At 40.5% G+C, this 26239-nt stretch carries 22 protein-coding genes and 1 riboswitch (1 of these 23 only partly in view); of the genes, 12 read left to right on the forward strand and 10 right to left on the reverse strand.

Annotated elements, in window-relative coordinates:
* Positions 1–89: 89 nt before the first annotated feature.
* From CIT02_RS00065 to CIT02_RS00075, 3 genes are all read left to right on the forward strand, one after another.
* Positions 90–1400: an ATP-binding protein gene (locus CIT02_RS00065; RefSeq protein ID WP_292612852.1), complete on the forward strand. Its 1311-nt coding sequence runs from the start codon at positions 90–92 to the stop codon at positions 1398–1400.
* Positions 1401–1664: 264 nt separating this feature from the next.
* Entirely contained in the window at positions 1665–3836 is a 2172-nt protein-coding gene (locus tag CIT02_RS00070; RefSeq protein WP_292612854.1) for a hypothetical protein, read from the forward strand.
* Between the two features lie 49 nt (positions 3837–3885).
* Positions 3886–4917, forward strand: coding sequence for a serine/threonine-protein kinase (locus tag CIT02_RS00075; protein ID WP_292612856.1), 1032 nt, complete (start codon positions 3886–3888; stop codon positions 4915–4917).
* Positions 4918–5113: 196 nt separating this feature from the next.
* On the opposite strand, the gene CIT02_RS00080 is transcribed toward CIT02_RS00075, so the two are convergent.
* From CIT02_RS00080 to CIT02_RS00105, 6 genes are all read right to left on the reverse strand, one after another.
* Positions 5114–5539 (reverse strand): DUF3795 domain-containing protein, encoded by a 426-nt coding sequence (locus CIT02_RS00080; protein ID WP_292612859.1) that lies wholly within the window; start codon positions 5537–5539, stop codon positions 5114–5116.
* 44 nt (positions 5540–5583) lie between these two features.
* Complete coding sequence (locus tag CIT02_RS00085) at positions 5584–5901, reverse strand: hypothetical protein (protein WP_292612861.1); 318 nt, start codon at positions 5899–5901, stop codon at positions 5584–5586.
* Between the two features lie 432 nt (positions 5902–6333).
* Positions 6334–7164 carry a 4-hydroxy-tetrahydrodipicolinate reductase gene (gene dapB / locus CIT02_RS00090; protein WP_292612863.1) on the reverse strand — a complete coding sequence of 277 codons (831 nt, stop codon included), beginning with the start codon at positions 7162–7164 and terminating at the stop codon, positions 6334–6336.
* 167 nt (positions 7165–7331) lie between these two features.
* Complete coding sequence (locus CIT02_RS00095; RefSeq protein WP_292612865.1) at positions 7332–8813, reverse strand: MDR family MFS transporter; 1482 nt, start codon at positions 8811–8813, stop codon at positions 7332–7334.
* A 97-nt stretch (positions 8814–8910) separates the two neighbouring features.
* Positions 8911–9597 carry a DUF169 domain-containing protein gene (locus CIT02_RS00100; protein WP_292612867.1) on the reverse strand — a complete coding sequence of 229 codons (687 nt, stop codon included), beginning with the start codon at positions 9595–9597 and terminating at the stop codon, positions 8911–8913.
* Between the two features lie 78 nt (positions 9598–9675).
* A complete protein-coding gene (locus CIT02_RS00105; RefSeq protein WP_292612869.1) occupies positions 9676–10320 on the reverse strand; it encodes a TetR/AcrR family transcriptional regulator in 645 nt (214 codons plus the stop codon).
* Positions 10321–10519: 199 nt separating this feature from the next.
* Positions 10520–10582, forward strand: a riboswitch (Fluoride riboswitch).
* A gap of 23 nt (positions 10583–10605) precedes the next feature.
* Between CIT02_RS00105 and CIT02_RS00110 the strand changes: the two genes are divergently transcribed.
* The gene (locus tag CIT02_RS00110) at positions 10606–10752 is read left to right on the forward strand and encodes a hypothetical protein (RefSeq protein WP_292612871.1); all 147 of its coding nucleotides are present in this window, start codon (positions 10606–10608) and stop codon (positions 10750–10752) included.
* A gap of 18 nt (positions 10753–10770) precedes the next feature.
* Positions 10771–12000 (forward strand): sodium:proton antiporter, encoded by a 1230-nt coding sequence (locus tag CIT02_RS00115; RefSeq protein ID WP_292612874.1) that lies wholly within the window; start codon positions 10771–10773, stop codon positions 11998–12000.
* Between the two features lie 110 nt (positions 12001–12110).
* On the opposite strand, the gene CIT02_RS00120 is transcribed toward CIT02_RS00115, so the two are convergent.
* Together CIT02_RS00120 and CIT02_RS00125 are read right to left on the reverse strand one after the other, a co-directional pair.
* The gene (locus CIT02_RS00120) at positions 12111–12266 is read right to left on the reverse strand and encodes a hypothetical protein (protein WP_156104943.1); all 156 of its coding nucleotides are present in this window, start codon (positions 12264–12266) and stop codon (positions 12111–12113) included.
* Positions 12267–12394: 128 nt separating this feature from the next.
* A complete protein-coding gene (locus CIT02_RS00125) occupies positions 12395–13927 on the reverse strand; it encodes an MFS transporter (protein WP_292612876.1) in 1533 nt (510 codons plus the stop codon).
* Positions 13928–14072: 145 nt separating this feature from the next.
* Between CIT02_RS00125 and CIT02_RS00130 the strand changes: the two genes are divergently transcribed.
* From CIT02_RS00130 to rtcA, 7 genes are all read left to right on the forward strand, one after another.
* Positions 14073–14951, forward strand: a complete 879-nt coding sequence (locus CIT02_RS00130; protein ID WP_292612878.1) for a CPBP family intramembrane glutamic endopeptidase — start codon at positions 14073–14075, stop codon at positions 14949–14951.
* Between the two features lie 225 nt (positions 14952–15176).
* Positions 15177–18587 (forward strand): PAS domain S-box protein, encoded by a 3411-nt coding sequence (locus tag CIT02_RS00135; RefSeq protein ID WP_292612881.1) that lies wholly within the window; start codon positions 15177–15179, stop codon positions 18585–18587.
* Between the two features lie 107 nt (positions 18588–18694).
* Entirely contained in the window at positions 18695–19828 is a 1134-nt protein-coding gene (locus tag CIT02_RS00140) for a sensor histidine kinase (RefSeq protein WP_292612883.1), read from the forward strand.
* A gap of 204 nt (positions 19829–20032) precedes the next feature.
* Positions 20033–20365 carry a hypothetical protein gene (locus CIT02_RS00145; protein ID WP_292612885.1) on the forward strand — a complete coding sequence of 111 codons (333 nt, stop codon included), beginning with the start codon at positions 20033–20035 and terminating at the stop codon, positions 20363–20365.
* A gap of 506 nt (positions 20366–20871) precedes the next feature.
* Positions 20872–21369, forward strand: a complete 498-nt coding sequence (locus CIT02_RS00150; RefSeq protein WP_048072013.1) for a TIGR00288 family NYN domain-containing protein — start codon at positions 20872–20874, stop codon at positions 21367–21369.
* Position 21370: 1 nt separating this feature from the next.
* The gene (locus CIT02_RS00155) at positions 21371–22525 is read left to right on the forward strand and encodes a TIGR03576 family pyridoxal phosphate-dependent enzyme (RefSeq protein WP_292612889.1); all 1155 of its coding nucleotides are present in this window, start codon (positions 21371–21373) and stop codon (positions 22523–22525) included.
* 175 nt (positions 22526–22700) lie between these two features.
* Entirely contained in the window at positions 22701–23729 is a 1029-nt protein-coding gene (gene rtcA / locus CIT02_RS00160; RefSeq protein ID WP_292612892.1) for an RNA 3'-terminal phosphate cyclase, read from the forward strand.
* Between the two features lie 267 nt (positions 23730–23996).
* Here rtcA and CIT02_RS00165 read toward each other — a convergent pair whose 3' ends face one another.
* Entirely contained in the window at positions 23997–25349 is a 1353-nt protein-coding gene (locus CIT02_RS00165) for a PIG-L deacetylase family protein (protein ID WP_292612894.1), read from the reverse strand.
* Between the two features lie 264 nt (positions 25350–25613).
* Positions 25614–26239, reverse strand: partial view of a biotin--[acetyl-CoA-carboxylase] ligase gene (locus CIT02_RS00170; protein ID WP_292612896.1) — the 3' portion only. Its footprint extends 349 nt past the window's final position; the window shows 626 of its 975 coding nt (coding positions 350–975); its start codon lies off the right edge, out of view — the gene reads right to left on this strand; it ends in the stop codon at positions 25614–25616.

Genomic DNA, 26239 nt, shown 5'->3' on the forward strand with positions numbered 1-26239 from the left:
ATTATCATTAACATCTTCAGTGCAGGATAAACTAAGTTTAGGAAGTTCTACTGTTTCGTTAAAGGGTCTTAAAAATTAGGAGACATCCAATGCATCATTTGACATCTAAATTGGTGATTTACAAAAATATCAACCAGGATAGCATCTTGTTAAGACTATCTAATATCTGCCAACAATTTGAATCAGGGGATTATGCAAAGGAAGACCTGATTTCAGATATTTACATCGAAATTAATCGTCTTCTGGATATTTCAACACTTTATGGTTTCGATGAAAATCTGTGGCACAATTACCTGGCCTTTGTTCTGGCCATGACTGAAAACCCCTTTACCCTGGTTTCAGAAAAAGTGGGAGTCAATGAAGGCACGGTAAATAAACTTGCCCGCAACGATTTTGGTATCTTCAAGCAATTGTTTGACTATGACTTTTCTAAAATAGAAAAAGAACTGGACATCGACTGCTTTACGATTATCACTGATTATGATGCGGTGGTGAAAAGTGAACAGATTTTCAACCAGAGTGTGAGTGAAAAGGTTCAGAAACTCAGTCAGGCTATTGAACAGGCTAAAGATGCCGATGAGGTATATGAAGTCGTCACAGACTTCTACCAGGCATACGGAGTGGGAGAACTGGGACTGAACAAGGCTTTTCGTATTTCAACGGAAGATAAGTCCGGGATACTTTGCCCCATCACCACCACTAACGATATGCGGCTGGATGATTTGGTGGGTTATGAATCCCAGAAGAAGGAACTGGTGCAGAATACAGAGGCCTTCGTGGAAGGGCGCCAAGCTAATAACGTTCTTCTCTATGGAGATGCCGGTACCGGTAAATCTGCCAGCATAAAGTCCATTCTTAATCAGTATTACAGTCAGGGTCTGCGCATGATTGAGGTCTATAAACATGAATTTAAAAAACTGCCCCTGGTCATTGACGCCATAAAAAATAGAAATTATCGTTTTATAATCTATATGGATGATCTGTCCTTTGAAGAGTTTGAAATAGAGTACAAATATTTGAAGGCAGTTATGGAAGGGGGTCTGGAGGCAAAACCGGAAAATGTGCTCATCTATGCCACATCCAACCGACGCCACCTGATCCGGGAAACCTGGAGTGATCGCTCGGATATGGCCGATGATGAACTGCATCGCTCGGAGACTGTGAATGAAAAACTATCCCTGGCTGCCCGGTTCGGGGTGACCATTGGTTACTACACTCCTCAAAGGAAAGAATATTTCAATATAGTTACCACTCTGGCCCGACGACACCCGGAAATTAAACTTACCGACGAAGAACTCATTAGAGAAGCAGGTAGATGGGAAATGCGTCACGGTGGAATGTCAGGACGCACAGCCCAGCAGTTCATTGATTACTTGATTGGAGCTGTTGATCTATCTTGAATAGATCAGGTTTTTGAAGTTTTTTTTATTTATTTTTGTTTACTTCGTTATAGGATAGTATTTGCCCCGCTCGGTGACCTTATTTTTGGATTTTAAGATCTAAAAAAGTCTACAAAACAATATAAGGAAAACATAGTATATAAATTTACCTTATATTGTTTAATAAATAGCTTTTGTATCAAAGAGTAATGAAGAAAATTTTTTTATTAAATTGTTTATGATGAAATATAATAATATTTATATTTCCTATAATAAAGTATTAATATGGATTTGGAAACTCTAAATGAATTTGACGCTTTAAATACGGAAATAGCTGTAGGTATAAGGCAAAATTATAATAAAGAACTTGATATTTTAGATTTTTATCCTGAACTTAAATTAGAACCCCCATATACCGGAACTGGTTTTAAATTAATAAATCCAATTAAACCCTATCAACTTTTTCCATTCTTTAAAACAGTATTAGTTGATGTGTTTCCATTACCTGATGAAAAATCGTTTAAAAATCATTATGGGTTGGATGTAGCAGAACTTATTGATTTAGAACGAAAAAATAAAGTTGCTTTAAGGCTGCCTTTTAATTATAAGAACTATCATAACTTAAAAGATGATTATTTAGATCCACTTCTTTCCAGAAGACCCCCAAGTGCAGTTTCGAGGGATTTAAATTATAGTTATTTAATTAATGACAAATTTTTAGAATATTTGGAAGAAGATAATTTTTTTGAAGGAAAACAGTTTGATTTTGGAAACAATTTAACAATGGAAATGGGTATGGTAGACCCTATTGCGATTGCTGCTTATGATATTATGAATGGTAGCGGTACTAATTTTTTGAGATTGGATGAAAAAATAGCCATTGATGCTTTAAAGAGAAATTGTCAAAGATTAGCCCTATTGGGGTATACGGATGTAAACAAATTCTTAAAAAAATTTTTAGAATTAGGTAATGGTAGATTAGACTATGCATTTGCATATTCTGCTGCTTACACTTCTTTTTTAACAGATCCTACTTTCAATTCTTTAAACGGGATAAATTTAGTCAATAACAATATTAGGGAATTAATGAATGATTTATCTATTAGAATTGAAAATAAAACTATTTTCAAAGATATTGATGAAAATTTGATTCCCCAATATGATCTGGGCACAATGTTGACTGATGAAATTGTTACTTCAACTCCTTTAAATCTAGAACAATCTGACAATTTTAATTATTCCGGTGCAATTGAAGCACTTGAGTATTTAGAAAATGCAGTTAATCAAAAAGATTTTGAAGATATCACTGACAGAGTGTATGAGTTGAAATCTGAAATTTATATAGCTAATGAAATTGTTGAGGATATGCAAAAAAATGCTGAAAACATTCCAAAAAATATCAGTAGAATAGGATATAGTATTGGCGTTTTAGGATTATTCGGTAATTATGTCGTCAATGATCCATATGCGAAAATCTTGGATGTGGCTGCAATAGTAATGGGGGGATTAGGGGAATCTGGAAAATTGAAACCAGTTATTGAGGGGGCTTTGAAATTTAATAAAGATAGTCACGTTTTATATTTGTATAATAATTATGAAAATTATGAGTTAAAAGAGTATCCCTATGATGAAAAAGTTTTACGAAGCCAAAAATCGTTCATTAATCCTTTTATTGATTATTATAAATATTATGATGCTCTTTACAAAAAAATACCTATTTTAAGGGTTCTTATTGATGTTGACACTCGTTTAATATTGGGCGATGGGTTCAAATTAGAATACAAAGGGAAACTCCCCAATGACAAATTAATAGAAGAAATACAATCTCAAATCGAAAAAGACCTTCCTTTTGAACTTTTTAGAATAGTTCATAAACATTTGTTATTGTATGGGGTGGCATATCTAATAAATAGTAATAATACTTTCAAAGTCATTAACCCGAAGTTTGTGAAACCCATTTATGAAGAAAAAGAACTAGTATACTATGAAATTGTAGATACAAATGGTAAAATCAAAGAAATTGAAAAAGAAAATGTTTATTCTATTGATCCTCCTGAAATGTTGTCGATTGTTGAATCATACATCCTTTTATTTGACGAAATTTATCCCAAATTGACTAAAAATGATAATAGGCCTGCACTTTTACGTGATGTTTTTTCTGCAAAAATGGATATAGCTCGAAAGCGGTATAAAACTGATTTTGAAGGAACTAAAAAGATTCTTGACGAAATTTTACCGATAGCTATTAAATTAAAAGATGTTGTTAATAGTACAATCACTTTAATGGCACTTGGAGATCTACATGCGGAACATGAGCATTATGAAGAAGCTTTAGATTATTATTATCGTGCACAAAAATGTTTAGATGGTAAAGCGTTTAGTGATTATTTGCAAAAAATAGATCGTGATTTATTACAACAAATCAACACTGTTTTAAAATTACTTGGAATTTCTTAAAACTAGACTGATATCATTTTAATTTGCCAAAACTAATGGATTTGATTATATGGTGAAAAATAAATTCAAAGAGTGGAAAATTGGTAATTCTATTAATCAAGGGGGTCAAGGACAAATTTTCCTTGCCACTAACAAGAATTACGAAGGAAAACAGTTTATATTGAAGAAGTTGATTAATATAGGGCGAATTGCTAGATTTAAGGATGAGATTAAAGCGGGTCTTGAATTAGACCACCCAAATATTATTAAAGTTGTTGATTATGATTATGAAAATAATTCTCCATTTATTGTCACAGAATATTATCCCATTGGAACTTTAGAAGATTTTAGATTAGATAAATTAACATTTGAGGAAAAATTAGTTATTTTTAGAAAAATTGTTGAAGCTGTTGCATTTGCCCATGAAAATAATGTTATCCATAGAGATCTTAAACCAGAAAATATTTTTTTGAATAATAAACTTGAACCAGTTATTGGAGATTTTGGGCTATGTTTTTTTAGTGATGATGGAAATCGAGTAACTATAACTAGTGAAGCTGTGGGTTCTAGATATTACATGGCACCTGAACTTGCTGATGGGAGAATTGATGAAGTTCCTTATTCTGCAGACATTTATTCTCTTGGTAAAATATTTTATTGGATTTTAACTGGTGTGATTTTTGATAGGGAAAAACATAGAGCCCCTAATTATGATATTACTAAAATTAATCCTCAAAGAGAATTTTTTTTGATAAATGATTTTCTTGATAACATGATCGTTGAAGATCATAATAAACGTTTTACCGATGCTAAACATGCTTTGAAGGAATTCAATTCATTGAATCAACGTATAAGGATGGGTGCAAATTTGGTTGATCCTGATGTTCCTCAAACTTGTATTTATTGTGGAAGTGGACAGTATAAGAAAGTTAAATATGTCAAGGATGGAATTATTCCGATGACTGCAGCAGAATATTATTTTAACTTTCGTAAATTGGAAGAAGATAACTGGACTTTTTTATGGTGTGATAAGTGTAATAATATTCAATTTTTTCATCCACTCTTCAAAGGTGAGACTGATAAATGGAAAAAAAAGAAATAATTTTTACGTATTTAACGAAGGGGGTTTATTTAGGGTAAATAGTTCATAAAACTTTTATTACATATAGCCCAACCAGTAAAAAAATACTTATTTCTCTTTATTAATGTAATGATAATCCAAAATTTTTACTTCGTTAAACTCCTATATTGCGAAGTAAATAATGGATGCATCTAAAAATATTCAATTAAGCCTATTTTTACCAATGTCTCTTCCCTTCAAGAAAACCATCAATTCCTTGTCTTTTTATCTTGCGAAGATTTTTTATATTGGATTCCTTGTGAATGGGCTTTAGGAAGTCGAACTTCTCACAAGTTTGAAATTCATCACATTCCCAGCATCCTTGGTATTCTCTCTTCTGGGCGCATTTGGCTATTTTACAAAATTTAGATCTGAAACCATCCTTGCATCCTTTACATCTTAACTTTACCATAGCCCCCAAACATTCATAGCATTCCTGGTAATTATCAAATTCTTTGAAAGGCATCGCTTTGGCGACTTCTGTAAATTTATTCTTCCTTAACTCTTTTCGTAAGTCCCGAGCCATATCAGCAATGGAGCCTGTGTAATTATAACAATCACCACAATAAAGCCCACAATAAGCTACTAAATTTTCATCTTTCATAGTCTTACCCCCCACAATAAGTGAGAATATCCTGTTTTTGGGCATCAACCTACAACTGACTTGGTTACAAAACCAATAATTAAACCTCCAACAGCACCAACAACCATTATGGGCGTATAAGCCCGGGTTATAATAGCAGATGGAAGACTTAACCCGATTCCTATAATTAACCCACTAATCAGAGGATCTAAACCAAAAGTAGCACTGGGAACTATTAAACCGATCATAAAGCGATCCACAAAAGCACTGGAAATGGCTTCATACTTCTTGCGCCGAGACTCCACTTCCATAGGAATCATTATCAAACTGGAAAAAAGACCAAAAACCAATCCACAAATCAAACCAAGACTAACGACATCCATTGTTAACACCAATAATATCATATCAACAAACGTATATTTATCATTTTATTAAGCTTCATTTTCAGTTCTGCCAATACAAATTTCATTTCAGCTTAAAAAAAATTTAACGACTATACAGTAAAAGTACTATCCTATAACGAAATAAACAAGAAAACTTTTTAAAATTAGAATAATTTGACTTAACGAATTCTAAATTTTTTTTTAATCAGAATACAGATGAGTGGAAAAAATTAGTAATCTCATCGATAGCTTAACAAAGTAAATTTATTTCATTTGAACTTCATTTTTATAATTTGAAGAAATAGTTGTGTTTTCAACAGTTGGGCTATATGGTGTGGATCATTTTAGAGTAATTCTCAGTAAAACCAAAAACGGTGCTCTTGATCTTTAAAAAAATATGAAAATTAACTAGAAAAATAAAACATCTCCTTACTATTTCAAACTGAGAACATCTTCCATAGTGCTGATTTTTCCCTTAGTTTCTTCCGGGGATTCCATGACATACTGCACGGCTTTAATCACTCCAGTTACAAATGCTTGCCTGGTCCCGGCCCGGTGGATAATTTCCAATCTTTCCCCTTCACCGGCAAAGAGTACAGTGTGGTCCCCCACAATATCCCCACCACGAACTGCATGCACACCTATCTCCCCTGGACTTCGTGCACCAACTATTCCTTGCCGACCACATATCAGGGATTCATCCCCACCTATTCCCAGTTCATCGGCTATTATGTGGTAGGCTTTAAGTGCTGTGCCGGAAGGTGCATCAGTCTTGTGTTTATGATGGGCCTCAATAATTTCCACATCCCAGTCATTCAGAATCTGTGCCAGATCCCGGATGATCTTAAAGAACACGTTCACCCCCACGGCCATGTTGGGAGAAATAACTGCCTTTACCCGGTTTTCTTTGATGGATTTTTTTATTTCATCCATTTGCGGGTCTGAAAATCCGGTGGTCCCCACCACTACGTTAACCCCACATTCTGCTGCAGTTTGGATGGCCTCCACCGCGGTCTGGGCACTGGTAAAATCAATCATAACATCTACTTTTTTGTCATTTAAAACCTCAGAAAGCATCTGTGCACCAGTTACCGGGACACCAATCTTCCCCACTCCCACCATTTCCCCTATGTCTTTTCCTTCATGTGGAGTGTTTTCTCTTCCGATGGCTGCCACTACTTCCATATCCTCGGTTTTAAGAACGGTTTTAACTATTTTAGAACTTATCCTCCCACCGGCGCCATTTACTGCCACTTTAATCATTTTATATCAGTCTCCAGCTAATCTTTTTATCAGTTTCAGGTTAAAATTATTTATAGGGTGTTTTTCTTTTTATTATGCCAGTTTCATCACGTTCGGGTTGTTAGATTTATTCTTATCCGGAGTTAATAGTTTTATCTCCCCTATCAGTTCATCTTCCCTATCTGGGGTTAGTAGTTTCCTTTCATATCTGGAATATTAGCTTCTTCTCCCCCATCCAGGTTAACAAGTTCATCTCCACCTAAAGGTATCTCTTCCATGAAGAAGGAGATAAACAGTCCCGCCAAGGCCAGTACAATGGCCACCAGGAAAATATTCTGGATGGAAAGTACCAGAGCCTGGGAATTAGTAGTAAGGGCGGTGGCCCGGGCCAGGGTGAAATTCATTATGTATCCAAAGAGGGGAACGAATACAATGGTACCAATGTTTCTGAAAAACCGCATAGAAGCGGTTACAATGCCTATTTCTCGCAGGGGGAATGCATTCTGCACCGCCACATTGAAAAGGTTATAGGCCATCCCGGAACCAATACCCAGAACTGTGGAATAGAGTATCAACAGATAATAGGGTGTATCTGCGTTCATGGTAGCCAGGAGCACCACCCCTATTCCAGTTATGATAAACTCGGCAATGACCAGTTTCTTGTACTTCCCAGTCCAGGCTATGATCTGCCCGGTGATTATGGAGGCCAGGGTAAGGCTGAATAGCATAGGGATCATGATAAGCCCAGAATGGGTGGCACTCATACCTAAAACCTCCTGTGCAAATAAGGGGACATAAATAACCCCACTAAACATCAATGCCGCTGCCAGAAAACTTTCTACAGAGGACACGTTGAATATTGAATTCTTAAATAGATGCAGGGGCAAAATTGGTTCTACCGCCTTTTTCTCCGCCCAGAAAAACCCGGCGAAACTGATTCCGGAAAGCAGGATGAGTCCCGCTACCAGAGTCCATGAATAAACTCCTTCCCCGGCCAGGGTTAAGGCCAGGATCAGTGCACTTAAAGCCAGGGTAAAGGTAACGATCCCCCCATAATCAATGACCTTTTTAACATCGGGTAATTTGAAGTTGGGCAGAGAATAAAGGATTATGGTCACGGCCATGATTCCAATGGGAACGTTCACAAAGAACACCCATCTCCAGCCCCAGGTATCGGTGATCACCCCTCCCAGGATTGGTCCCAGAACATCGGCCACCCCGAACACTGACCCCAGTATTCCCATATATTTGGCCCTTTCCCGGGGGCTGAAAATTTCTCCAATAACCGTAAAGGGTAGGGATAATAAAATTCCGCCTCCAATCCCCTGCAGACCTCGGAATATTATCAGTTGCAACATGCTGGTGGAGAAACCACACAGGACGGAGGTTACAATGAAGATGATGATTCCCAAGATCAGCACATGTTTTCTACCGTAGATATCAGATAATTTACCAAAGAGGATGAGGGAAATGGTGGAACTTAACATGTAGGCGGTAAATGGCCAGGCATAATATTCCATCCCCTGCAGGCTGTTAATAATCTGGGGCATGGTGGTCCCCATGATGGAGTAATCAAAGGCAGCAACAAGAAGCCCCACCATCAATCCACCCATAACCATGATTAATTTCTTTTTGCCAAGTGGGGGATGGTTTTCATAGTTTGCAGTCATTGTTTTGTGTCCCTTTTTATAGTTGTCATTCTCCAAGAGTTTCCAGTTACCTGGTTTCTATTTAAAAAGGATAAAAAGTAACAAATTTGGGATTGGATTATTCTTCCTTAAAGAACCTTTTAGTTCGCATCTGACTCAAATTAGAAACAATGCGGGACAGGGCACTGGCCGGAATACTGACCATAATCTCTCCGGGTTCAACATCCATGTTACTCCGGGCCCCTACATCACCAAACCCATAGGTGACCTTACCAGTCATGTAAGGGGCTGCAGCCATTGAACTACATACTGGGGCAGCGTCAGCCCCCAGTCCATGTTCTCCGGAATCGTAGGCATTGGCGTGGAGTATTTCCATTCCCTGTTGGGCATTGCAGGCCAGGAATACTACGTCGGGGTCGAACTCTGCCTTATTGAGGGGAGAGAAAAGAATCGCACTAAAAATTCCAGGATTTATATATTCTTCATTTTCCCTTGAGCGCTGTACTGCAGGAATATCCTTAAACAGGCCATTGGGTATCATGAATGCTCCGCTCTGCACATTGGCTGGGTATTCGCCCATGTCCTTAAGTCCGGAGTATCGGGCTCCGCCCATACATTCTTCCTCTTCCAGGGTGGAGTAAAATACCGCACCGTTTATAGCTTTTTGAAGCTTGGCACAGAATCTTGATTTACCTTCCTCTTTCTCTACATTTTGCGGAGGGCGCACTGACCATTTTATGGCCACTGGTTCATTTTCCAATTTTAAAAGTTCATTTAAACTGTTTCCTAACATTCTAAAATCCATTTTTAACACCTTTCCTTTAGTTATACCATTTTTAACAATTTTAAGCCGGAGTCATGAATTTCGGCCGGAAGATTATATCTACTTCCTTAACATGTGAAGGAATAGATCTCCGATGTCTTTGTCAAATTTATCGTCATCAATGTCCTTGTTTTCCAGTAAATCTCTAGCCCAGTCACCCATATTCACCCGGCCATTGTATATTACTGATAGGAGAATAGCTGCTTCTGTAGGGTCCACATCTTGTCTGATTTCACCATCATCTATGCCTTTTTGTATGGAGTCTATTCCTATGGACATTATTTTTTTGAATAAGTCCTTCACTTCCTGGAACTCTTCACTGCGGTTCATCTTATCCGGGTCAAATTCTTTTTTAATGGAGGTGGGAGAATATAACAGCCGGAAATAATCTGGATATTTATTGGAAAACCCCCTATTTGCTTTCCCATACAATATGAACTTTTCTAAGCCAGTATCTCCTTTTTCAACCTCTGATTTAATTGATTTATACCAGATGCGAATACCGCCTAAGACCACGGCAAAGTACAGGGATTCTTTATTCTTAAAGTAGAGATAAAGTGTACTTTTGCCCAGCCCAACTTCCCGGGCTATTTCATCCATGGTAACATCATCAAAGGTTTTTTCAGCGAATAAACTCCGGGCTGCCTTGATGATATCGTTTTTACGTTCTTCTCTTTCTCTTTCCTTCCATTTTGCCAGTGACATACTATCATTCCTACCACTAATCATGACCATAGTTTTTATTCATGACTCACGGTCACTACTATAACTGTAAGTCATGTAGTATTTAAAGATTGTGGTTACTATCATTTTTTTCGCAAATTTCCCCTGCCGGCCGGAAAAAGAATAGGCAACAAATTTCTATACTGGAAAATTTTTTATAACAGGAAAATCTAACACTAACTCTATCACTGGTGATGGGGTTCACCACTAACTGCCCAGAAGGGCTGATGACTCCTGGAAACTATAAAAACAATGGAAGATGCGAAAATGTTAGGTGAAAAAACCCTGTTAGACAGTACTATTTTAGAATACAACTCAATTTCGAATTACCCTTCTTGCTTGAAGGTTAATGATGCATTTAAACACGAAACAGTAGAATATCTGCTGGGAAACACTCCGGGTCAGACTATTTAAATCTAGGAGTGGTTTTAAATGGAATTTCAGTCTGTGGCCTTTAGCGTAGCCATTATAATATTACTGGGCCTCCTGGCCAGCAAACTCTTCAACCGGATCAAATTACTGGGATTACTGGGAATGCTCATTCTGGGGATAGTGATTGGTCCTTACGGATTTAACCTGATCGATAAAGCTATAATGGCAATATCTGGGGATTTAAGGGCCATAGCTCTTATCATAATCCTATTAAGGGCTGGATTTGGGATCCACATGGAGAGCCTGCGTAAAGTGGGAATGTCCGCGGTTAAAATGAGTTTCATACCTGATGTGGTGGAGGGATTAACCGTCATGTTCGTATCCCACTACCTCTTAGGTTTACCCCTTATCGAAGCAGGTATGTTGGGTTTTGTAATAGCCGCAGTATCCCCGGCAGTCATCGTACCCCAGATGCTCAGTTTTATCAAGAGAAGAATGGGAACTGGTAAGGGAATACCCCTCATCATCCTGACCGGTGCCTCTGTGGACGATGTGGTTTCCATAACCATATTCTCCATATTCCTGGGGATTTACGGAGGCCAGCAGGTGAACTACCTGGTGAGCGTTCTCAGCATACCTCTGCAGTTTATACTGGGGATACTGCTGGGACTGGTCATAGCTGTCATCCTGATATACCTCTTCAAACGTTTCAACATACGAAACACCGAGAAAACCCTGATCATCCTGGCCTCGGCCATAATACTGAAAAATCTGGGGGATGTGCTGAGTACCTGGGTGCCCATAGCCGCCCTGGTAGGGGTCATGGTCATTGGATTTGTTATACTGGAGAAAATGCCGGAACTGGGAATGCAACTATCCAGTAAATTCGATAAGATCTGGATATTTGCGGAGATACTCCTCTTCGTCCTGGTGGGAGCCCAGGTAAACATCTACCTGGCGGCATCCTTCGCGTTGGTAGGTCTGACCATAATCATAATCGGTTTGGCCGCCCGCAGTGCCGGGGTTTACCTGGCCCTGGCTGGATCAAACCTCAATCTACAGGAGAAAATATTCTGCATAATAGCCTACATGCCCAAGGCCACAGTACAGGCCGCCATAGGTGCCATACCATTATCCATGGGTGTGGCTTCCGGGCAGGAGATCCTGGCCATAGCCGTAATTGCCATACTATTCACCGCACCTTTAGGAGCCATGGGAGTGAGCTGGTACGGTGAAAAAGCACTAAAAGTAGATGAAAATGCCGTGAGCAAGGAGATAATGGCTAAATAAACAGTATCTACTTAATGAATATTTAGAATTTAAAAATAGGTAAGCAGAATTTTAAAATAGGTAGGTAAAGTTCAAAATAGAGAAAATAAAAAAAGTTAGGGGGTGTAAAATTATCCCCTTTTCTGGTAGGTGTAAAAACCGTAGACTATAATTATTATAATTGCTACCCAGTAGGTGTACACCAGGAATGTGGGCAATGCAAAGTAGAGTATTGCCAGTATAACACCCAACACCATCATCAAAATACCGTTTAGTTGATTGCTCATTTTTCCCAACTCCCTTAAAATTCTTTTATATTATATTTTTATTTTCTATTTAATAATTTTACCCCTTTCTATCCCCTTCATCACCCACCTATCATGAATAAATGAGCAAATGGGGGACTCATTAACAATCAACTGGGATTTTTCCTGGAAGGAATAAACAGGCTGGTAAAGAACCCTAAAAGCAGGATCAATGATAATATGGTGAAGGTCTGTCTCATGGCAGAACTGATGGTTGTATCGATGATCCGGGGAGCGTAGGGAACCAGTTGTGGGGGTATTTGGGGGGTTCCAGTTTGCATTTTTTCCATGTAATTGAAGAGACCATCATGGATCTCACTCTTAGTGGTGTTATCTACCAGACCAGTGGATTCTATCCCTGCAGTAAGGCCACTGAATACACTCAGTAAGAGTAAAACCCCGATAAGTGCGGTTCCCATGGAATAACCAAGATTTTTAAAACAGTTCAACAAACCAGATGCATCTGTTTCCTGATCTTTACCGGCAGCAGCCATGGTGAGGTTGGTTAACTGGGAAAGTAAAAATCCGATTCCCACCCCGAAAACCACAGTTCCGGGTATCAGATCCTGCATCTGGGTATTCACATTGAACACCCCACTCAGTATAAATGTCCCAGCTGCTGCTATCAAAAATCCAATCATCAAAACGTATTTAGAATCTATCCTGGATGATAACTTTGCACCCAGGAGGGAACAGATAAGAATAACCATGGAAGCCGGTAAAAGAGTTAACCCGGTGTCAAAGGCATTCAATTTAGTTACCTGCTGCAGAAATACCGGAATAATGAAGAGAAAACCAGCCAGGGGTATCTGCTGTATAACATTGTTCAAGGTCCCTAAACCAAACAAACGATCTTTGAGGAGAGTAATGTCAGATAATGGTTCTAAACCCTTGTTGATTCGTCTTCTCTGCCACCACAGGAATAAAATGAAGAGGATGGAACCTGATCCCACCAGGACCGCAACATATCCCCAGTATTCTGGACGGGTGAGGAAAAGGATGCCCAGAACTATTAATATCAATGAAATTACCGATAAAAACACTCCCACTATATCTAAATCTTTCCATTTAAGGGTTGGTTCTGATTCAGTTAAGTAGTGCCTGAAGATCAGTATACCGGCAACAAAAACCAGTTCGGAACCAAACACCAGCCTCCAACTGAGGTAGGTGGTGAAAATTCCTCCAACTATGGGTCCCACTGCAGCTCCCACCGCGGCAATACCGCCCCATATCCCAAAGGCGGTAACTTTATCTTTCCCTTCGTAACTGGATCCCACAATGGTGGTGGTGGCCGGCAGGATCATGGCCGCACCAACACCCTCCAGAATAGCCCATCCTAACAGGAGCATCCCCGCATTGATGCTCAAGGTGGCGGTAATTGTACCGCAGGCATAGATGATAAGGCCCATTAAAAATGTTTTCCTACGCCCCAGAATATCCTGTATCTTACTACCTAACAGCATAAAAGAAGCAATTATAAGAGCGTATATAGCAATTATGCCCTGTATAATGGACACTGTGGTGTTCAACTCCACAACCAGGGTACTGATAGCCACATTCATTGCTGATGAATCTAAAACAATGATAAAAATTGCCATACAGGCAATCAAAACTACTCCCCATTTATATGGACTACTGCTCATTAATAACCCCCTAAAAGTATCAACAAATCAAGCAGTTATCAAGTATTATGTCTACCATTATTAATATACATTTTAAGTGTGTTTGCACGGTGATATGGATAAGTTTAATAAAAATCAGAATCCAACTTCAAAGGGGGTTTGTAACATGGAACATTATTTAGATATGGCTCGTGATGGAAAGAATAATGTGTGGAGATATATTCTGGGAATATTCATAATATTAACTGTCTTTTATGGTTACGGTATAATCGTACCCGAGTCGGTGGATACCTGGGGTCCCCTGGTGAACTATCTTATCCAGGATTTTTCGTATATCCTTTACTTCCTGGCAGTGGTATTGGTAATAAAGATTATTCACAAAAGATCATTTAAATCTTTAATAACTCCTAAAAAATCATTGCACTGGAAATTAATGGGGATAGGATTTACAATATACTTTGTTCTAATGTTCCTCTTTTCATTACTGCCCCAGTACCTGGCAGATCCTTCATCACTCTCATTGAACCCGAATCTCTGGGGATTTCTGATCTTCCTACCATTTCTACTGATTATAGTACCTATCCAGACCACCTCGGAGGAGCTTTTCTTCAGAGGATACCTGCTTCAGGCAACAGGATTTTTAAGTAGGAATTTCATTCTTCTGGCTATTTTAAATGGGATACTCTTCATGTTGCCCCATCTTGCCAATCCGGAAGTTGCACAGGCCCCCTTAACTGCCATCATAGACTGGGTAGTGTTTGGTTTTGTAATGGCCTACCTTACTCTTAAAAGTGGCACCCTTGAAATGGCAATAGCAGCCCATGCCTCAAACAACTTATTCATAACCGTAATATCTAACTATCAGGGTTCAGTATTTAGCACACCTTCTCTTCTGGTAACCAGCACCAGCGAAGCTACCACTGCTGCAGATGGTGATCTGGTCTTCCTTTTAATATCCATCTTAACCACCATTCTTATACCGGTGTTGTACTACCTTTTAATGTTCAAGATACCTCAAATCAAGAAATACAGGGATATGAGTTGATGAAATATTTGGATCTGGATGTAGGATCATAATCCACCCTATTTTCCAGCCACCCCCATTAATTGGTTATTAATTTTACCCAAATTTAGGCAAAATATAAGTTTTTTAACCAACAAAATATCACTATATATAAATGAAATCGCATAGGGGATTTCGGGTTGTACTAACTCATTTAAGGAGAATGAACCTGTTTTATTCGTGGTGCGATTCTTAGGGAGTATAACCATGGTAAAAAAGAGTGTTAACTCGGAAGATGTTATTGGTGCTTTTATTGATAGTTCTCCCATCCCTCAATTCATCATTAACCCCGATCACCGGATTATTTTTTGGAACCGGGCCCTGGAAAAATACACCGGTATCAATTCCAGTGAAGTGCTGGGGACAGATAAACACCGAGAAGTGTTGTACCATGCCCAAAAGCCGTTAATGGCCGATCTACTGGTAGATGGTGATCTGGAAGGGATCAAAAAATGGTATCAGGGATGTAAAAGGTCCAGTTATGTTGATAATGCCTTTGTAGCTGAGGAATTCTTTCCCCAAGTTGGTGAAAATGGAGTGTGGCTCTACTTCACCGCTGCCGAAATCAAGGACGAAGAAGGAAATGTCATTGGAGTTTTAGAAACATTAGAAGACATTTCACAGCGCAAAAATATGGAATTAAGTTTAAAAAATGCCAAAAAAGAGTGGGAAGTCACCTTTGACGCCTTACCTGATCTGATATCCCTCATTGACGTTGATCACAACATAATGAAAGTTAACCGGGCCATGGCCCAGGCCCTAAACCTGAAACCAGAGGAACTGGTTGGTAAAAAATGTTATTCACTGGTCCATGATACTGATGAACCACCCTCCTACTGCCCCCATGAGAAGCTACTCCAGGATTGCCAGCAACATTGTAAGGAAGCCTTTGTGGATAGTTTCCAAGGAGATTATGAAATCACAGTTTCACCGATCATGGATGATGATCAGTTAAGGGGCAGTGTACACGTGGCCCACGATGTCACCCAGCGCCGGAAGATGGAATTAGCCCTAAAGGAAAGTGAAGAAAAATTCAGGGAAGTATTCAACAATGCCAATGACATAGTTACCCTAAATATTATGCACGAAGAGGGACCGGGTAAATTCATGGAAGTAAACCAGGCGGGCCTGGACACACTGGGCTACACTCGGGAAGAGTTTTTAGAACTGTCTCCCCAGGACGTATTGTCCCCTGAAGATCAAAAAAATATTCCGGAAAAATTTAAAAAACTACTTGAAGAGGGTTATATCAATCTGGAGATGACCAACATCACCCGGGAGGGTGAGAGGATACCGGTGGATGTGGCACTGCATATATTCCAGCTACAGGGACAGGATGTTGTTATTTCCGTAGCCCGTGATATTACTGAACGCAGAAAAGCGGAAAATGCCCTGATTCAAAGTGAGAAAAAATACCGAACCCTCTTTGAAAACATGATGGAAGGATTTGCCTATTGTAAAATGTTATTTGATGATGAGGGGCAGCCTGTTGACTGGATATATATTGATGCTAATCCAGCGTTTTACGAAATCACTGGATTGGAAGATGTCGAAGGAAAAAAAGTTACAGAAGCCATTCCAGGAATTATAGAGGCACAACCCGAACTATTTGAATTGTATGGTAGGGTTACCCTGAGCGGGGAGCCCGAAACTATTGAAGTCTATTTCAAACCTCTGGAAATCTGGTTGAACATATCGGCCTTCAACCCTGCCCCGGAACATTTTGTGGCAGTTTTTGAAAACATAACTGAACGTAAAATGGCAGAAATGGCCTTAAAGAAGAGTGAAGAGAAATTCAGAAATCTTTTCGAGACAATGGCCCAGGGGGTTATTTATCAGGATAAAAAAGGAATTATCACCTCGGCTAACCCTGCTGCTGAAGAAATACTGGGATTAACCCAGGATCAAATTAAGGGTAGAAGTTCTGAAGACCAAAGTTGGAAGGTCATTCATGAAGATGGCACTGATTTTCCAAGTGGCACTCACCCTGCAATGGTGGCTTTGAAAACCGGTAAAAGGGTTAAAAACGTAATTATGGGTATTTACAATCCAAATAAATCTGAATATGTATGGTTAAATGTTAGTTCTACCCCGGAATTTGAAGCCGGTGAGAATGAACCTTCCAGTGTTTACAATACCTTTGAAGATATCACCATTCTCAAAAAAGTTGAGGAAGCCCTTCGTGAAAGAAATGCCCAGATAGAAGCAATTCTGTCCAATTTAAGTGATGGTATTCTCATAATGGATAAGAATGGTGAATTCTTCATGATCAACGATGCAGCAGTTGAATTTCACCGATTTAAGAGTAAAAATGAATTTATGAATAAAATTTCAGATTACTACGACCTATTTGAATTATATTCCATTGAAGGAAAACCTCTTTCAACTGATGATTGGCCGGCAATCCGGGCAATGAGAGGGGAGACTATACATGAATCTGAATATATCCTTAGAAGAACTGATACCGATGAATCCTGGTTTGGAAGTTACACAGCTTCCCTGGTATACGATGATAAGGATGATCTGGAGTTTGTTGTTCTCATTTTAAGAGATATTACTGAACGTAAAAAGGCTGAGATCGCTTTAATGGAGAGTGAAGAACAGTACCGCCTTATTTCAGAGAACACCGGTGACGTGATCTGGTTAATGGATCTGGACTCCCAAAGATTTACCTACATAAGTCCCTCAGTTTACAAGTTAAGGGGCTACACTGCAGAGGAGGTTTTAGATCAGTCTCTGGAGGATATTTTAACCCCTGAATCTTATCAGTATCTCCTGGAAAGGTTACCCCAGAAAATCCAGGCCTACCGCTCGGGGGATGAATCTATGAAATTCCAGACCTTCCGGGTTGACCAGGTTTGTAAGGATGGCCGTACTGTTCCCACCGAGGTGGTGGCCAACATCCTCACCGATGAAACCGGAAATATTACTGGTCTACTGGCAGTGAGTAGAGATATCACCAAAAGAGTGGAAATGGAAGAGGAAATCCAGAGATCATTACAGGAAAAGGAGATGCTCCTTAAGGAGATCCACCACCGGGTCAAGAACAACCTGATGATCATTGCCAGCCTCCTGAACCTCCAGTCAAGGTACATAAAGGATAAAAAGGCCCTGAGCATTTTCAAGGAGAGTCAGAGCCGGGCCAACTCCATGGCCCTCATCCACGAAAAACTGTACCGCTCCACAGACTTAAAAAGGATCAACTTCGGCGAATACATTAAAACACTCTCCACAGACCTTTTCCGTACGTATGTGGGTGATCCCAGCAGGGTGAGGCTGAACATCGATGTGGAAGATGTGATGCTGGACATCAACACCTCCATCCCCCTGGGCCTGATCCTCAATGAACTGGTATCAAATTCACTCAAACACGCCTTCCCTGATGAAAGGACCGGTGAAATAAATGTTGTTTTCACCTTAACTAATGATGAATACCAGTTAAAGGTTAGTGATACGGGAATTGGATTCCCTCCAGATCTGGACTACCGTAACACTGATTCACTGGGAATGCAACTGGTAACCAGTTTAACCAGTCAAATTGACGGGGAGCTGGAATTGGATACCACCAAGGGAACAGAATTCAGCATTAAATTTAAAGAGAAGGAATACGGGCAATAAATCTTTATATTTACTATTCGACCCACTCTTGAATTTGCATCAATACGTAGAGATTAGATATTTAGGATGGGGCATATCAAGGGGATATGTTAAATGGGGAGATAGGAATGAGTACTGGGGAACAATCTAAAGAACAACTCTTAAATGAGCTGGAAGAGTTACAAAAACGGATTGATAGGCTCACCGAGGAAAAGCAGCGGCTAAAGGAAGATAATCAATATTTGATATCTTTGGCCGACAGTGAGGAGATATTCCTCAAAATATTTAACAATGCCAATGATGCTATTTTCCTGCACAAACTCAGTGAAGAGGGAGTATCCGGAAATTTTATGGAAATAAACAGTGTGGCCAGTGAGATACTGGGTTACACCCGTGAAGAACTCCTGCAAATGGCCCCTCCGGATGTGGTAGATGGGGAATCCTTTCCCGGAACCGGTCACCAGGATGACTGGGATAAACAGAGTAAAATTACCTTTGAAACCTTTTTAATAGCCAAGGACGGTAGAAGGATACCAGTAGAAATTAACACTCATATCTTTACCTTTAACCATGAAAAACTTTCTTTATCTATTGCCCGTGACATAACCGAACGTAAGAAGATGGAAGATGAATTGAGAATTTCCCTGGAAGAAAAAGAAATGCTATTAAGGGAGATCCACCACCGGGTCAAGAACAACCTGATGATCATCTCCAGTCTCCTGAACCTACAGTCACGTTATATAAAAGATAAACAGGTTTTAGATGTTTTTAAGGATAGTCAAAACCGTGCCCGGTCCATGGCCCTTATCCATGACCGGTTGTACCAGTCCAGTCACCTGAAAAGAATCGATATTGGTGATTATGTTCAGACACTGGCCGGAGACCTTTTCCGTACTTATGCTACTGATTCGGCCAGAATAAAACTAAATTTCGATATTGAAGAGGTAATGGTGGATATAAACACCATGATCCCTCTGGGACTCATTGTCAATGAACTACTATCCAATTCACTGAAACATGCCTTTCCCGGGGAGCGAGAAGGCCATATTGACATTGGTTTCCATTCCCAGGATCATTCCTACCAGTTAACTGTCAGTGATAATGGGGTGGGATTCCCGGAGGATATTAATTATAAGGACACTAAATCTCTGGGATTGCGCCTGGTGAATATTTTAACGGACCAAATCGATGGAACCATAGAACTTAAACGGGAAGCGGGCACAAAATTCATTATTGAGTTTAAAGAAAAACAATACCGATAAATAAGGGGTTGTTTAATATAGTTCCCTTTCATTATCATTCCCGGGGATAATTATTGGGCAGCTTAGGGAAAAACTATTAATACTTCACTTTATCATTTTTGTATATACCCTGAAATCAAATATTCCCCAATAGTTAAGGGGGTATAGAAACCATTCTGAATCGTAAACTTAGAATCATTAATAAATAAGACTGGGTGAAATTCAATGAGTAAAGATGAACAAAGAATACTAAAGGAACTTGACTCCCGAATGAAAGAATTCAGAGCAGCATTAAAGGATGAAGAGAAAAAACAGGACCTTCAGGACAACATACCCGGCTCCCAAATCCTTATCCGTTTTGAAATATTCCTCCCCTCACAGAATCCCGAGGAATTTGTTGATGGGTTATATCTGTACATGAATGATGAGGGCCAGATAGCCAATGCTGAATACTACTTCCGGGACATGTCTGACGTGGAAGTAATAAACATATCAGAAGAAGACCTCCCGGTGATAAAGGACCTCTTTGGAGATGCCTTTACCCTGGAAGTGGAATGATCCAATCATTCCTTTTTTTAAATTTTTATCAAAGTTTCCCAACACCTAAACCTATTTCTCTGATATACTTGGTGTATCTTTCGCTGTACCGATGTATCTTTTCCTGATGCATCTATTTCGTGGTAAATTTTCTAGTTTTCAATTTTCTAGTTTAATAACTGGTGAATAAATCCCTTATTGTATGGGGGCATTGCCACTAATTTTACATTTACCATCATCCATAACCTCGTTAAGGAATTAAAGGAGGGAAACAGGGTGTTGCAAAGTTTATATAGGTAAATATTCATAATTATATTCATAAATAAAGAAAATGGTAGAAAAAAGGGGCCTAATTACCTCTTAATAGATAAATAAGGGGATTAAATTTATTGGTCCGTTATTTAATTCCAGATATCTGCTTTAAATTGTCAGAATGGTTTTTTCCCAAGGATCAACAATAATAGTTATGATTTGATGGGACCAAATTTAATCCACTTTTTTCTACCTACCCCATATGGAGGATAAAAATGCGAAGTTTTGAGAAGTTAACTTCTTACATTCCACTTAGAAAATCAGAATCAGGATCTAAAAATATAGGACTCCTGGTTGACGGCCCCAACATGCTCCGTAAGGAGTTCAGCCTTAATCTGGATCTGGTCCGGGAGATCATTTCTGATTACGGTAATATGAGGGTGGGCAAAGTTCTCTTAAATCAGTACGCCTCAGACAAACTCATCGAAGCCATAGTAAACCAGGGATTCACCCCCATAGTGGTTGCCGGAGACACCGATGTTTACATGGCAGTTGAGGCTATGGAACTTATTTACAACCCTAACATTGATGTAGTAGCACTGATGACTCGTGACGCTGATTTCTTACCCATAATTAACAAAGCCAAGGAAAACGGAAAAGAAACCATTGTTATTGGAGCAGAACCAGGATTCAGTGCCGCCCTGCAAAACTCAGCAGATGACGCCATAGTCTTAAAACCTGAAAATCATAAGAATGAACCCAAGGACGACTGAAATGCTTATCTGCTCATCCCTGGATGAAGTTAAAAGAAGAGAATCGGCTTTAAGGTTTATTGCTAACCTGCTAAAGGGGAAGGGAAGATCCAGTTTATACGACCTTTCCGGGTTGGCCGGAGGATTTCCAGTTAAAGAGACGGACCTCCCCCTGCTGGAAACCTACTCTGGGCCAGCTATTTTTTCAACTCACCTCCAGGAAGAGGGTAAAAAACATCTGGGTGGGGACAAGGTAGCGGCCTTCAACCGTACCAGTGCCGCTATATTGGCCACTATTTTGGCCCTGATAAAACCGGGTGAAGAAGTACTGCACTACCTGCCGGAATTACCTTCGCATCCCTCTATTCCCCGCAGTGTGAAACTTAGGGGAGCAACCTATCGCGAAACTGACAATCTCCAGGACTTCCAACTCACTCCTAAAACATCTCTGGTGGTTATAACCGGATCCACCATGGATCACCGGGTTCTTCCCCTGGAGGATTTTCACCGGATCATAAACATCTCCCGGGAACAAAAGGTCCCGGTGCTGGTGGATGATGCCTCCGGAGCACGTATACGCACCGTGATCTACCAACAGCCCCGGGCACTGGATATGGGTGCGGATCTGGTGGTAACCAGCACGGACAAGTTGATGAACGGACCCCGTGCCGGGTTGATGGCTGGTAAAACATCCCTAATAAACATTATAACTGAAAAGGCACAGCAATTTGGACTGGAAGCACAAACACCAGTAATTGCCGGTATTGTTCGAGCCCTGGAAGATTTCACACCACAAAACCTTTTAAACTCTCTGGAAAGGAGAGACCGCGTTTACAAGCTCCTCCAGGAAGTGATGGGAGAAGTGGAAAAGACCCCTACTGGTTTCATGATTTCGGCAGAAACTCTAAAGAAGGAGATCACCCCTGAAGGAAAAGAACGTTCTCCCCGTGAACTGGCCACCTTAATGGCCATGGTACTTTTAAAGGAACACCACCTGGTAACCATCCCTGCAGTGGGGATGCCCGGAGTATCAACCACCATCCGCCTGGACTTATCTGCTGCCGATGCCCGGAGACTGGATGACTCCCAGATAGTAAATGCCATTCAGGAATCATTAGGACGGTTAAGGGAAATAGCCGGCGATGCTGAAACCTGTTTAAGTATTCTGTACGAGTAAGAACGGTATTTCATGAAGGGATAACACGGGTATTAAACAACAGTACCCGTAACTGGAATATTTTTTCAATATTTTTCATTTTTAATATTTTTCAAGTTTTTCAAAATATATCACCACCATTAACTAGGAATGGATTGTGAAAGAGTTAGGAATGGATTTGAAGGGGAGTGTACTGATGATTGAAATTGATGGATCATTTGGTGAAGGTGGAGGGGCTATTTTAAGGGTGGCCACCGCCCTATCGGCGTTGACTGGTAAAGCCATGGTCCTGGAAAATATCCGGAGCAAGCGCACCAAACCAGGACTAATGCCCCAGCACCTAAACGCAGCCCGTGCTCTGGCCAGGCTCTCCCAGGCCGAGGTAACCGGACTGGAACTGGGTTCAACCCAGATGACCTTCAAACCAGGCCCACTGCAGGGTGGGAAACTGGAGGTGGATGTGCAGACTGCGGGCAGTGTGTCGTTGATCCTGCAGTCCCTGATGATTCCCTCCTTTTTTACTGATTCTCCCCTGCAAATTACCATAACCGGTGGAACTGATGTTAGATGGGCACCACCCTTTGACTACCTTCAGCACGTCACCCTACCGGTCTTAAAGTCCATGGGACTTAAATTAGAACTCAATCTAATCCGGAGGGGATACTACCCTCGTGGCGGGGGCACAGTTCACGCCGGGATCGAAGGAAAGCAGCAACTGCAACCAGTGAACCTGCAGGACCTGGAAATAGATTGCATTCGGGGAATATCACACTCCAGTCAGCTTCCCCGGCACGTGGCAGTGAGACAGGCCCAGGCTGCCCAGGAAGAACTTAGCAGTGCAGGGTATCCTGTGGAAATAGACGTTAAACATGATAACAGTGCACTTGGTCCGGGATCGGCCCTGGTACTCTGGACTGAAGTTAAAAACAGTAACGTGCCTCGTGTGGGTGCCAGTTCACTGGGAAAACCAGGTAAAAGGGCAGAAATTGTGGGAAAAGAGGCTGCCTCGGACCTGTTGCAAACAATGGAAACTGGGGCAGCTCTGGATAGATACATGGGTGACCAGATCATCCCTTACATGGTCCTGGCTGGCTCTTCATCAGTAAAAGTATCCCAACTTACCCCGCACACCCTCACCAACATCCATGTTTGCCAGAAGTTCACTGACCGCAAATTCCAGGTTGACGGGAGAGTAGGGGAAGTGGCCACCATCACCGTGGACTGACTGTATTTTAAGGGGCTTTGTATCATATTTTAACGGGGTTTATTCTTGGAATTACCTGTATTTTTAGTACATAGTTTAAGATACAAATTTCCAAATAAAATAAAAAAATCAGCATTTCATTTAGTTTCAATGAAAAATAGTCTGCATTTCATTTAATTTCAATGAAAAATAGTCAGATATCTTTTAATGAAATATCGTTTTTTGAATAAAACTGTTATTATGGTCCTGTATTTTATTAAAAAAAGAAGGAAGGATGGAACTGGGTGACTAGCTTACCTTCACTACCCTCCACGCGGTCTGATCGTAGATGGCCCCGGATTTAATAGAATCAGCATTTACCGTGAAGTAGGGATGGTCAGTAAAGAGGGATGAAGGCACCTCCAGCAGAATGGTGTTGTTTTGTATGGTCAGGGGAATGTTCTTTACACTTGAATTACCCCCACTTTCCACTTGCATTTCTGCCTTTCCATTTTCCACAGTAATTACTGCCCTTTCAACTCCGGCAGGGTGGAATAGGTTCAGGCGAACATGGTAAACTCCACTGGGGGTAGGTTCACCCCGGGTTTTAATGGATATCCATGAGTTGACAAGGTTCAGGTCCATCCCCACTGCAGTTATGTCCCGGGATTGTTCCTTTCCCTGGTATTTCCCATCACCAACCGGGTCACTGAATAGATTCACGGGTAGTTTAGAACCACCAGTATAATCACTTTCCGGAATGAGTTTATTGGATTGGGAGATATTAAGGGTGGGATAATGGGCAAATAACTCATTCTTACGTACAAAAGACATTAAATAGGACGTGGACGGGATCTGAGTTTTATAATCTAACATGGCCCTTTCTTTTAAACGTTCCTGGTAGGAAGTGAGGTTAAACACAAACCATTCCGGACCATTTTGAAGCCCTACCTGCTGCTCGGGAGGGTTTAAATAATATTCTGGATAATAACTCCGGGCACTGGGCCAGTCTGGGGGAAGGTGCAGGAGGTAAGTGTATTTGCTTCCACTGTATCCAGTTTGAGTGGTAACATACTCCACAAATCCATTGGTGGCCTGGTGATCGTACTGTTCATCATCTCCACTGGGGTAGATTATGATGGTTGGTTTAAAATCAGTGATAACTGTCCTTAGATTATCTGCCAGGTTACTACCGCAGTAAGTGGCGTTTTTCTGGAGGGCATAGGGATAATTGGTCTGTTTTGAACCATCCGATGCCGTGTAGGGGTTATTGTAATTCCAGTGGTAATTCAGGAGATTGTTTAAACTTCCGTCCTTGTAACCCAGGAATATGATATCATCCTCATTTAAACCCAGTACCTGGGTTCCGTTGATGCTCTCGTTGTGCCGGACTAGTGCGGAAGTCTTGGTGTCATTTCCATCGGTAATCACCACCACCTTGACTGGGATATGGTTCTCCACAGCGTAACTTATCACTCCTCCGTTGCAGATCACTTCATCATCGGGATGGGGGGCTATAACCAGCACCCGGTCCCCTGCACTTAGGGAAGGCCCTGCAGGATAATCAGAAGGATAAAAGGGAAGATGTGAATAAGAATAGGACATAACTGCTAAAGTGGCAAATAGGATTAATAACAGGATTATTTTAAATTTATGTTTCATATGGGGAAGTATTAACCCCATTCCCTTAAAAACTTTCACCTCACTTTACGGTTACTGTAGTTATTCTAACCTATAAAAAGGGGTCTTAAAAGGAGTACTGTTTAATTTTAGGCAGGATGTGAGTTTTTTTTAAAAGAAGTTTGTTTTTTTTTAAAATTTTGGTATTAAAAAATGGTTTAAAAAATTATTTGGTTAAATGTATTTTTAGATTTGGAAAAAATAATCAAGGTGGGGGTGGTTTAAAAAAAAGTGAGGGTTGTTTTTTTATTCCCCTTTAAAATGGGTGCATTCCCCGGATATGATTTTTCTAAGGCTTCCATCTGGCATTTCCAGGATGAGAACTCCTTCTTTTGTTATTCCCACTGCTTCTCCCCGGACAGTTCTACCCCTCTTCTGTACTTCCACGGTAGAACCAATGGTGGTGGATAGTCGGCGCCACTGGTTGAGAATATGCTGGAACTGTCCATTCTTGAAGTCATTGTAGAAGTTTTCAAAGTTCAACAGGAAGTTTTGGACCAGTTTAACCCCGGAAATCTCCTTTTCCAGTTCACGCTGCAGGGAAGTTGCCCCTGCCCTCAGTTCTGGAGGGAAATCATCCACGTTCACGTTGAGGTCAATACCGATCCCAACCACCACGTAGTCCAGCCCCTTTTTACTGGCACTGGCTTCGGTCAGAATACCGCAGACCTTTTTATCCCCAATTAATATGTCGTTGGGCCATTTTATTCCCACTTCCAGGTTGCATTCCCTTTTAAGTGTCTCAGCCACAGCCACACCAGTCAGAAGAGTTAAAAGTGGGGCCTGTGAAGTTGGAATATCTGGTCGGAGAATTATGGTCATCCACACCCCACCGTGGGGTGATATCCATTTCTTTCCTCGCCGACCCTTAC

Origin of the sequence: Methanobacterium sp. BAmetb5 (assembly GCF_003491305.1) — an archaeon.
Lineage (GTDB): Archaea > Methanobacteriota > Methanobacteria > Methanobacteriales > Methanobacteriaceae > Methanobacterium.

Coding starts and splice junctions, on each gene's coding strand:
- CIT02_RS00135 (WP_292612881.1), top strand. CDS start 15,177: ATGGTAAAAAAGAGTGTTAACTCGGAAGATGTTATTGGTGCTTTTATT.
- CIT02_RS00165 (WP_292612894.1), bottom strand. CDS start 25,349: ATGAAACATAAATTTAAAATAATCCTGTTATTAATCCTATTTGCCACT.
- CIT02_RS00085 (WP_292612861.1), bottom strand. CDS start 5,901: ATGGATGTCGTTAGTCTTGGTTTGATTTGTGGATTGGTTTTTGGTCTT.
- CIT02_RS00080 (WP_292612859.1), bottom strand. CDS start 5,539: ATGAAAGATGAAAATTTAGTAGCTTATTGTGGGCTTTATTGTGGTGAT.
- dapB (WP_292612863.1), bottom strand. CDS start 7,164: ATGATTAAAGTGGCAGTAAATGGCGCCGGTGGGAGGATAAGTTCTAAA.
- CIT02_RS00065 (WP_292612852.1), top strand. CDS start 90: ATGCATCATTTGACATCTAAATTGGTGATTTACAAAAATATCAACCAG.
- CIT02_RS00125 (WP_292612876.1), bottom strand. CDS start 13,927: ATGAGCAGTAGTCCATATAAATGGGGAGTAGTTTTGATTGCCTGTATG.
- CIT02_RS00150 (WP_048072013.1), top strand. CDS start 20,872: ATGCGAAGTTTTGAGAAGTTAACTTCTTACATTCCACTTAGAAAATCA.
- CIT02_RS00120 (WP_156104943.1), bottom strand. CDS start 12,266: ATGAGCAATCAACTAAACGGTATTTTGATGATGGTGTTGGGTGTTATA.
- CIT02_RS00100 (WP_292612867.1), bottom strand. CDS start 9,597: ATGGATTTTAGAATGTTAGGAAACAGTTTAAATGAACTTTTAAAATTG.
- CIT02_RS00075 (WP_292612856.1), top strand. CDS start 3,886: ATGGTGAAAAATAAATTCAAAGAGTGGAAAATTGGTAATTCTATTAAT.
- CIT02_RS00115 (WP_292612874.1), top strand. CDS start 10,771: ATGGAATTTCAGTCTGTGGCCTTTAGCGTAGCCATTATAATATTACTG.
- CIT02_RS00105 (WP_292612869.1), bottom strand. CDS start 10,320: ATGTCACTGGCAAAATGGAAGGAAAGAGAAAGAGAAGAACGTAAAAAC.
- CIT02_RS00110 (WP_292612871.1), top strand. CDS start 10,606: ATGTTAGGTGAAAAAACCCTGTTAGACAGTACTATTTTAGAATACAAC.
- rtcA (WP_292612892.1), top strand. CDS start 22,701: ATGATTGAAATTGATGGATCATTTGGTGAAGGTGGAGGGGCTATTTTA.
- CIT02_RS00095 (WP_292612865.1), bottom strand. CDS start 8,813: ATGACTGCAAACTATGAAAACCATCCCCCACTTGGCAAAAAGAAATTA.
- CIT02_RS00155 (WP_292612889.1), top strand. CDS start 21,371: ATGCTTATCTGCTCATCCCTGGATGAAGTTAAAAGAAGAGAATCGGCT.
- CIT02_RS00140 (WP_292612883.1), top strand. CDS start 18,695: ATGAGTACTGGGGAACAATCTAAAGAACAACTCTTAAATGAGCTGGAA.
- CIT02_RS00130 (WP_292612878.1), top strand. CDS start 14,073: ATGGAACATTATTTAGATATGGCTCGTGATGGAAAGAATAATGTGTGG.
- CIT02_RS00070 (WP_292612854.1), top strand. CDS start 1,665: ATGGATTTGGAAACTCTAAATGAATTTGACGCTTTAAATACGGAAATA.
- CIT02_RS00145 (WP_292612885.1), top strand. CDS start 20,033: ATGAGTAAAGATGAACAAAGAATACTAAAGGAACTTGACTCCCGAATG.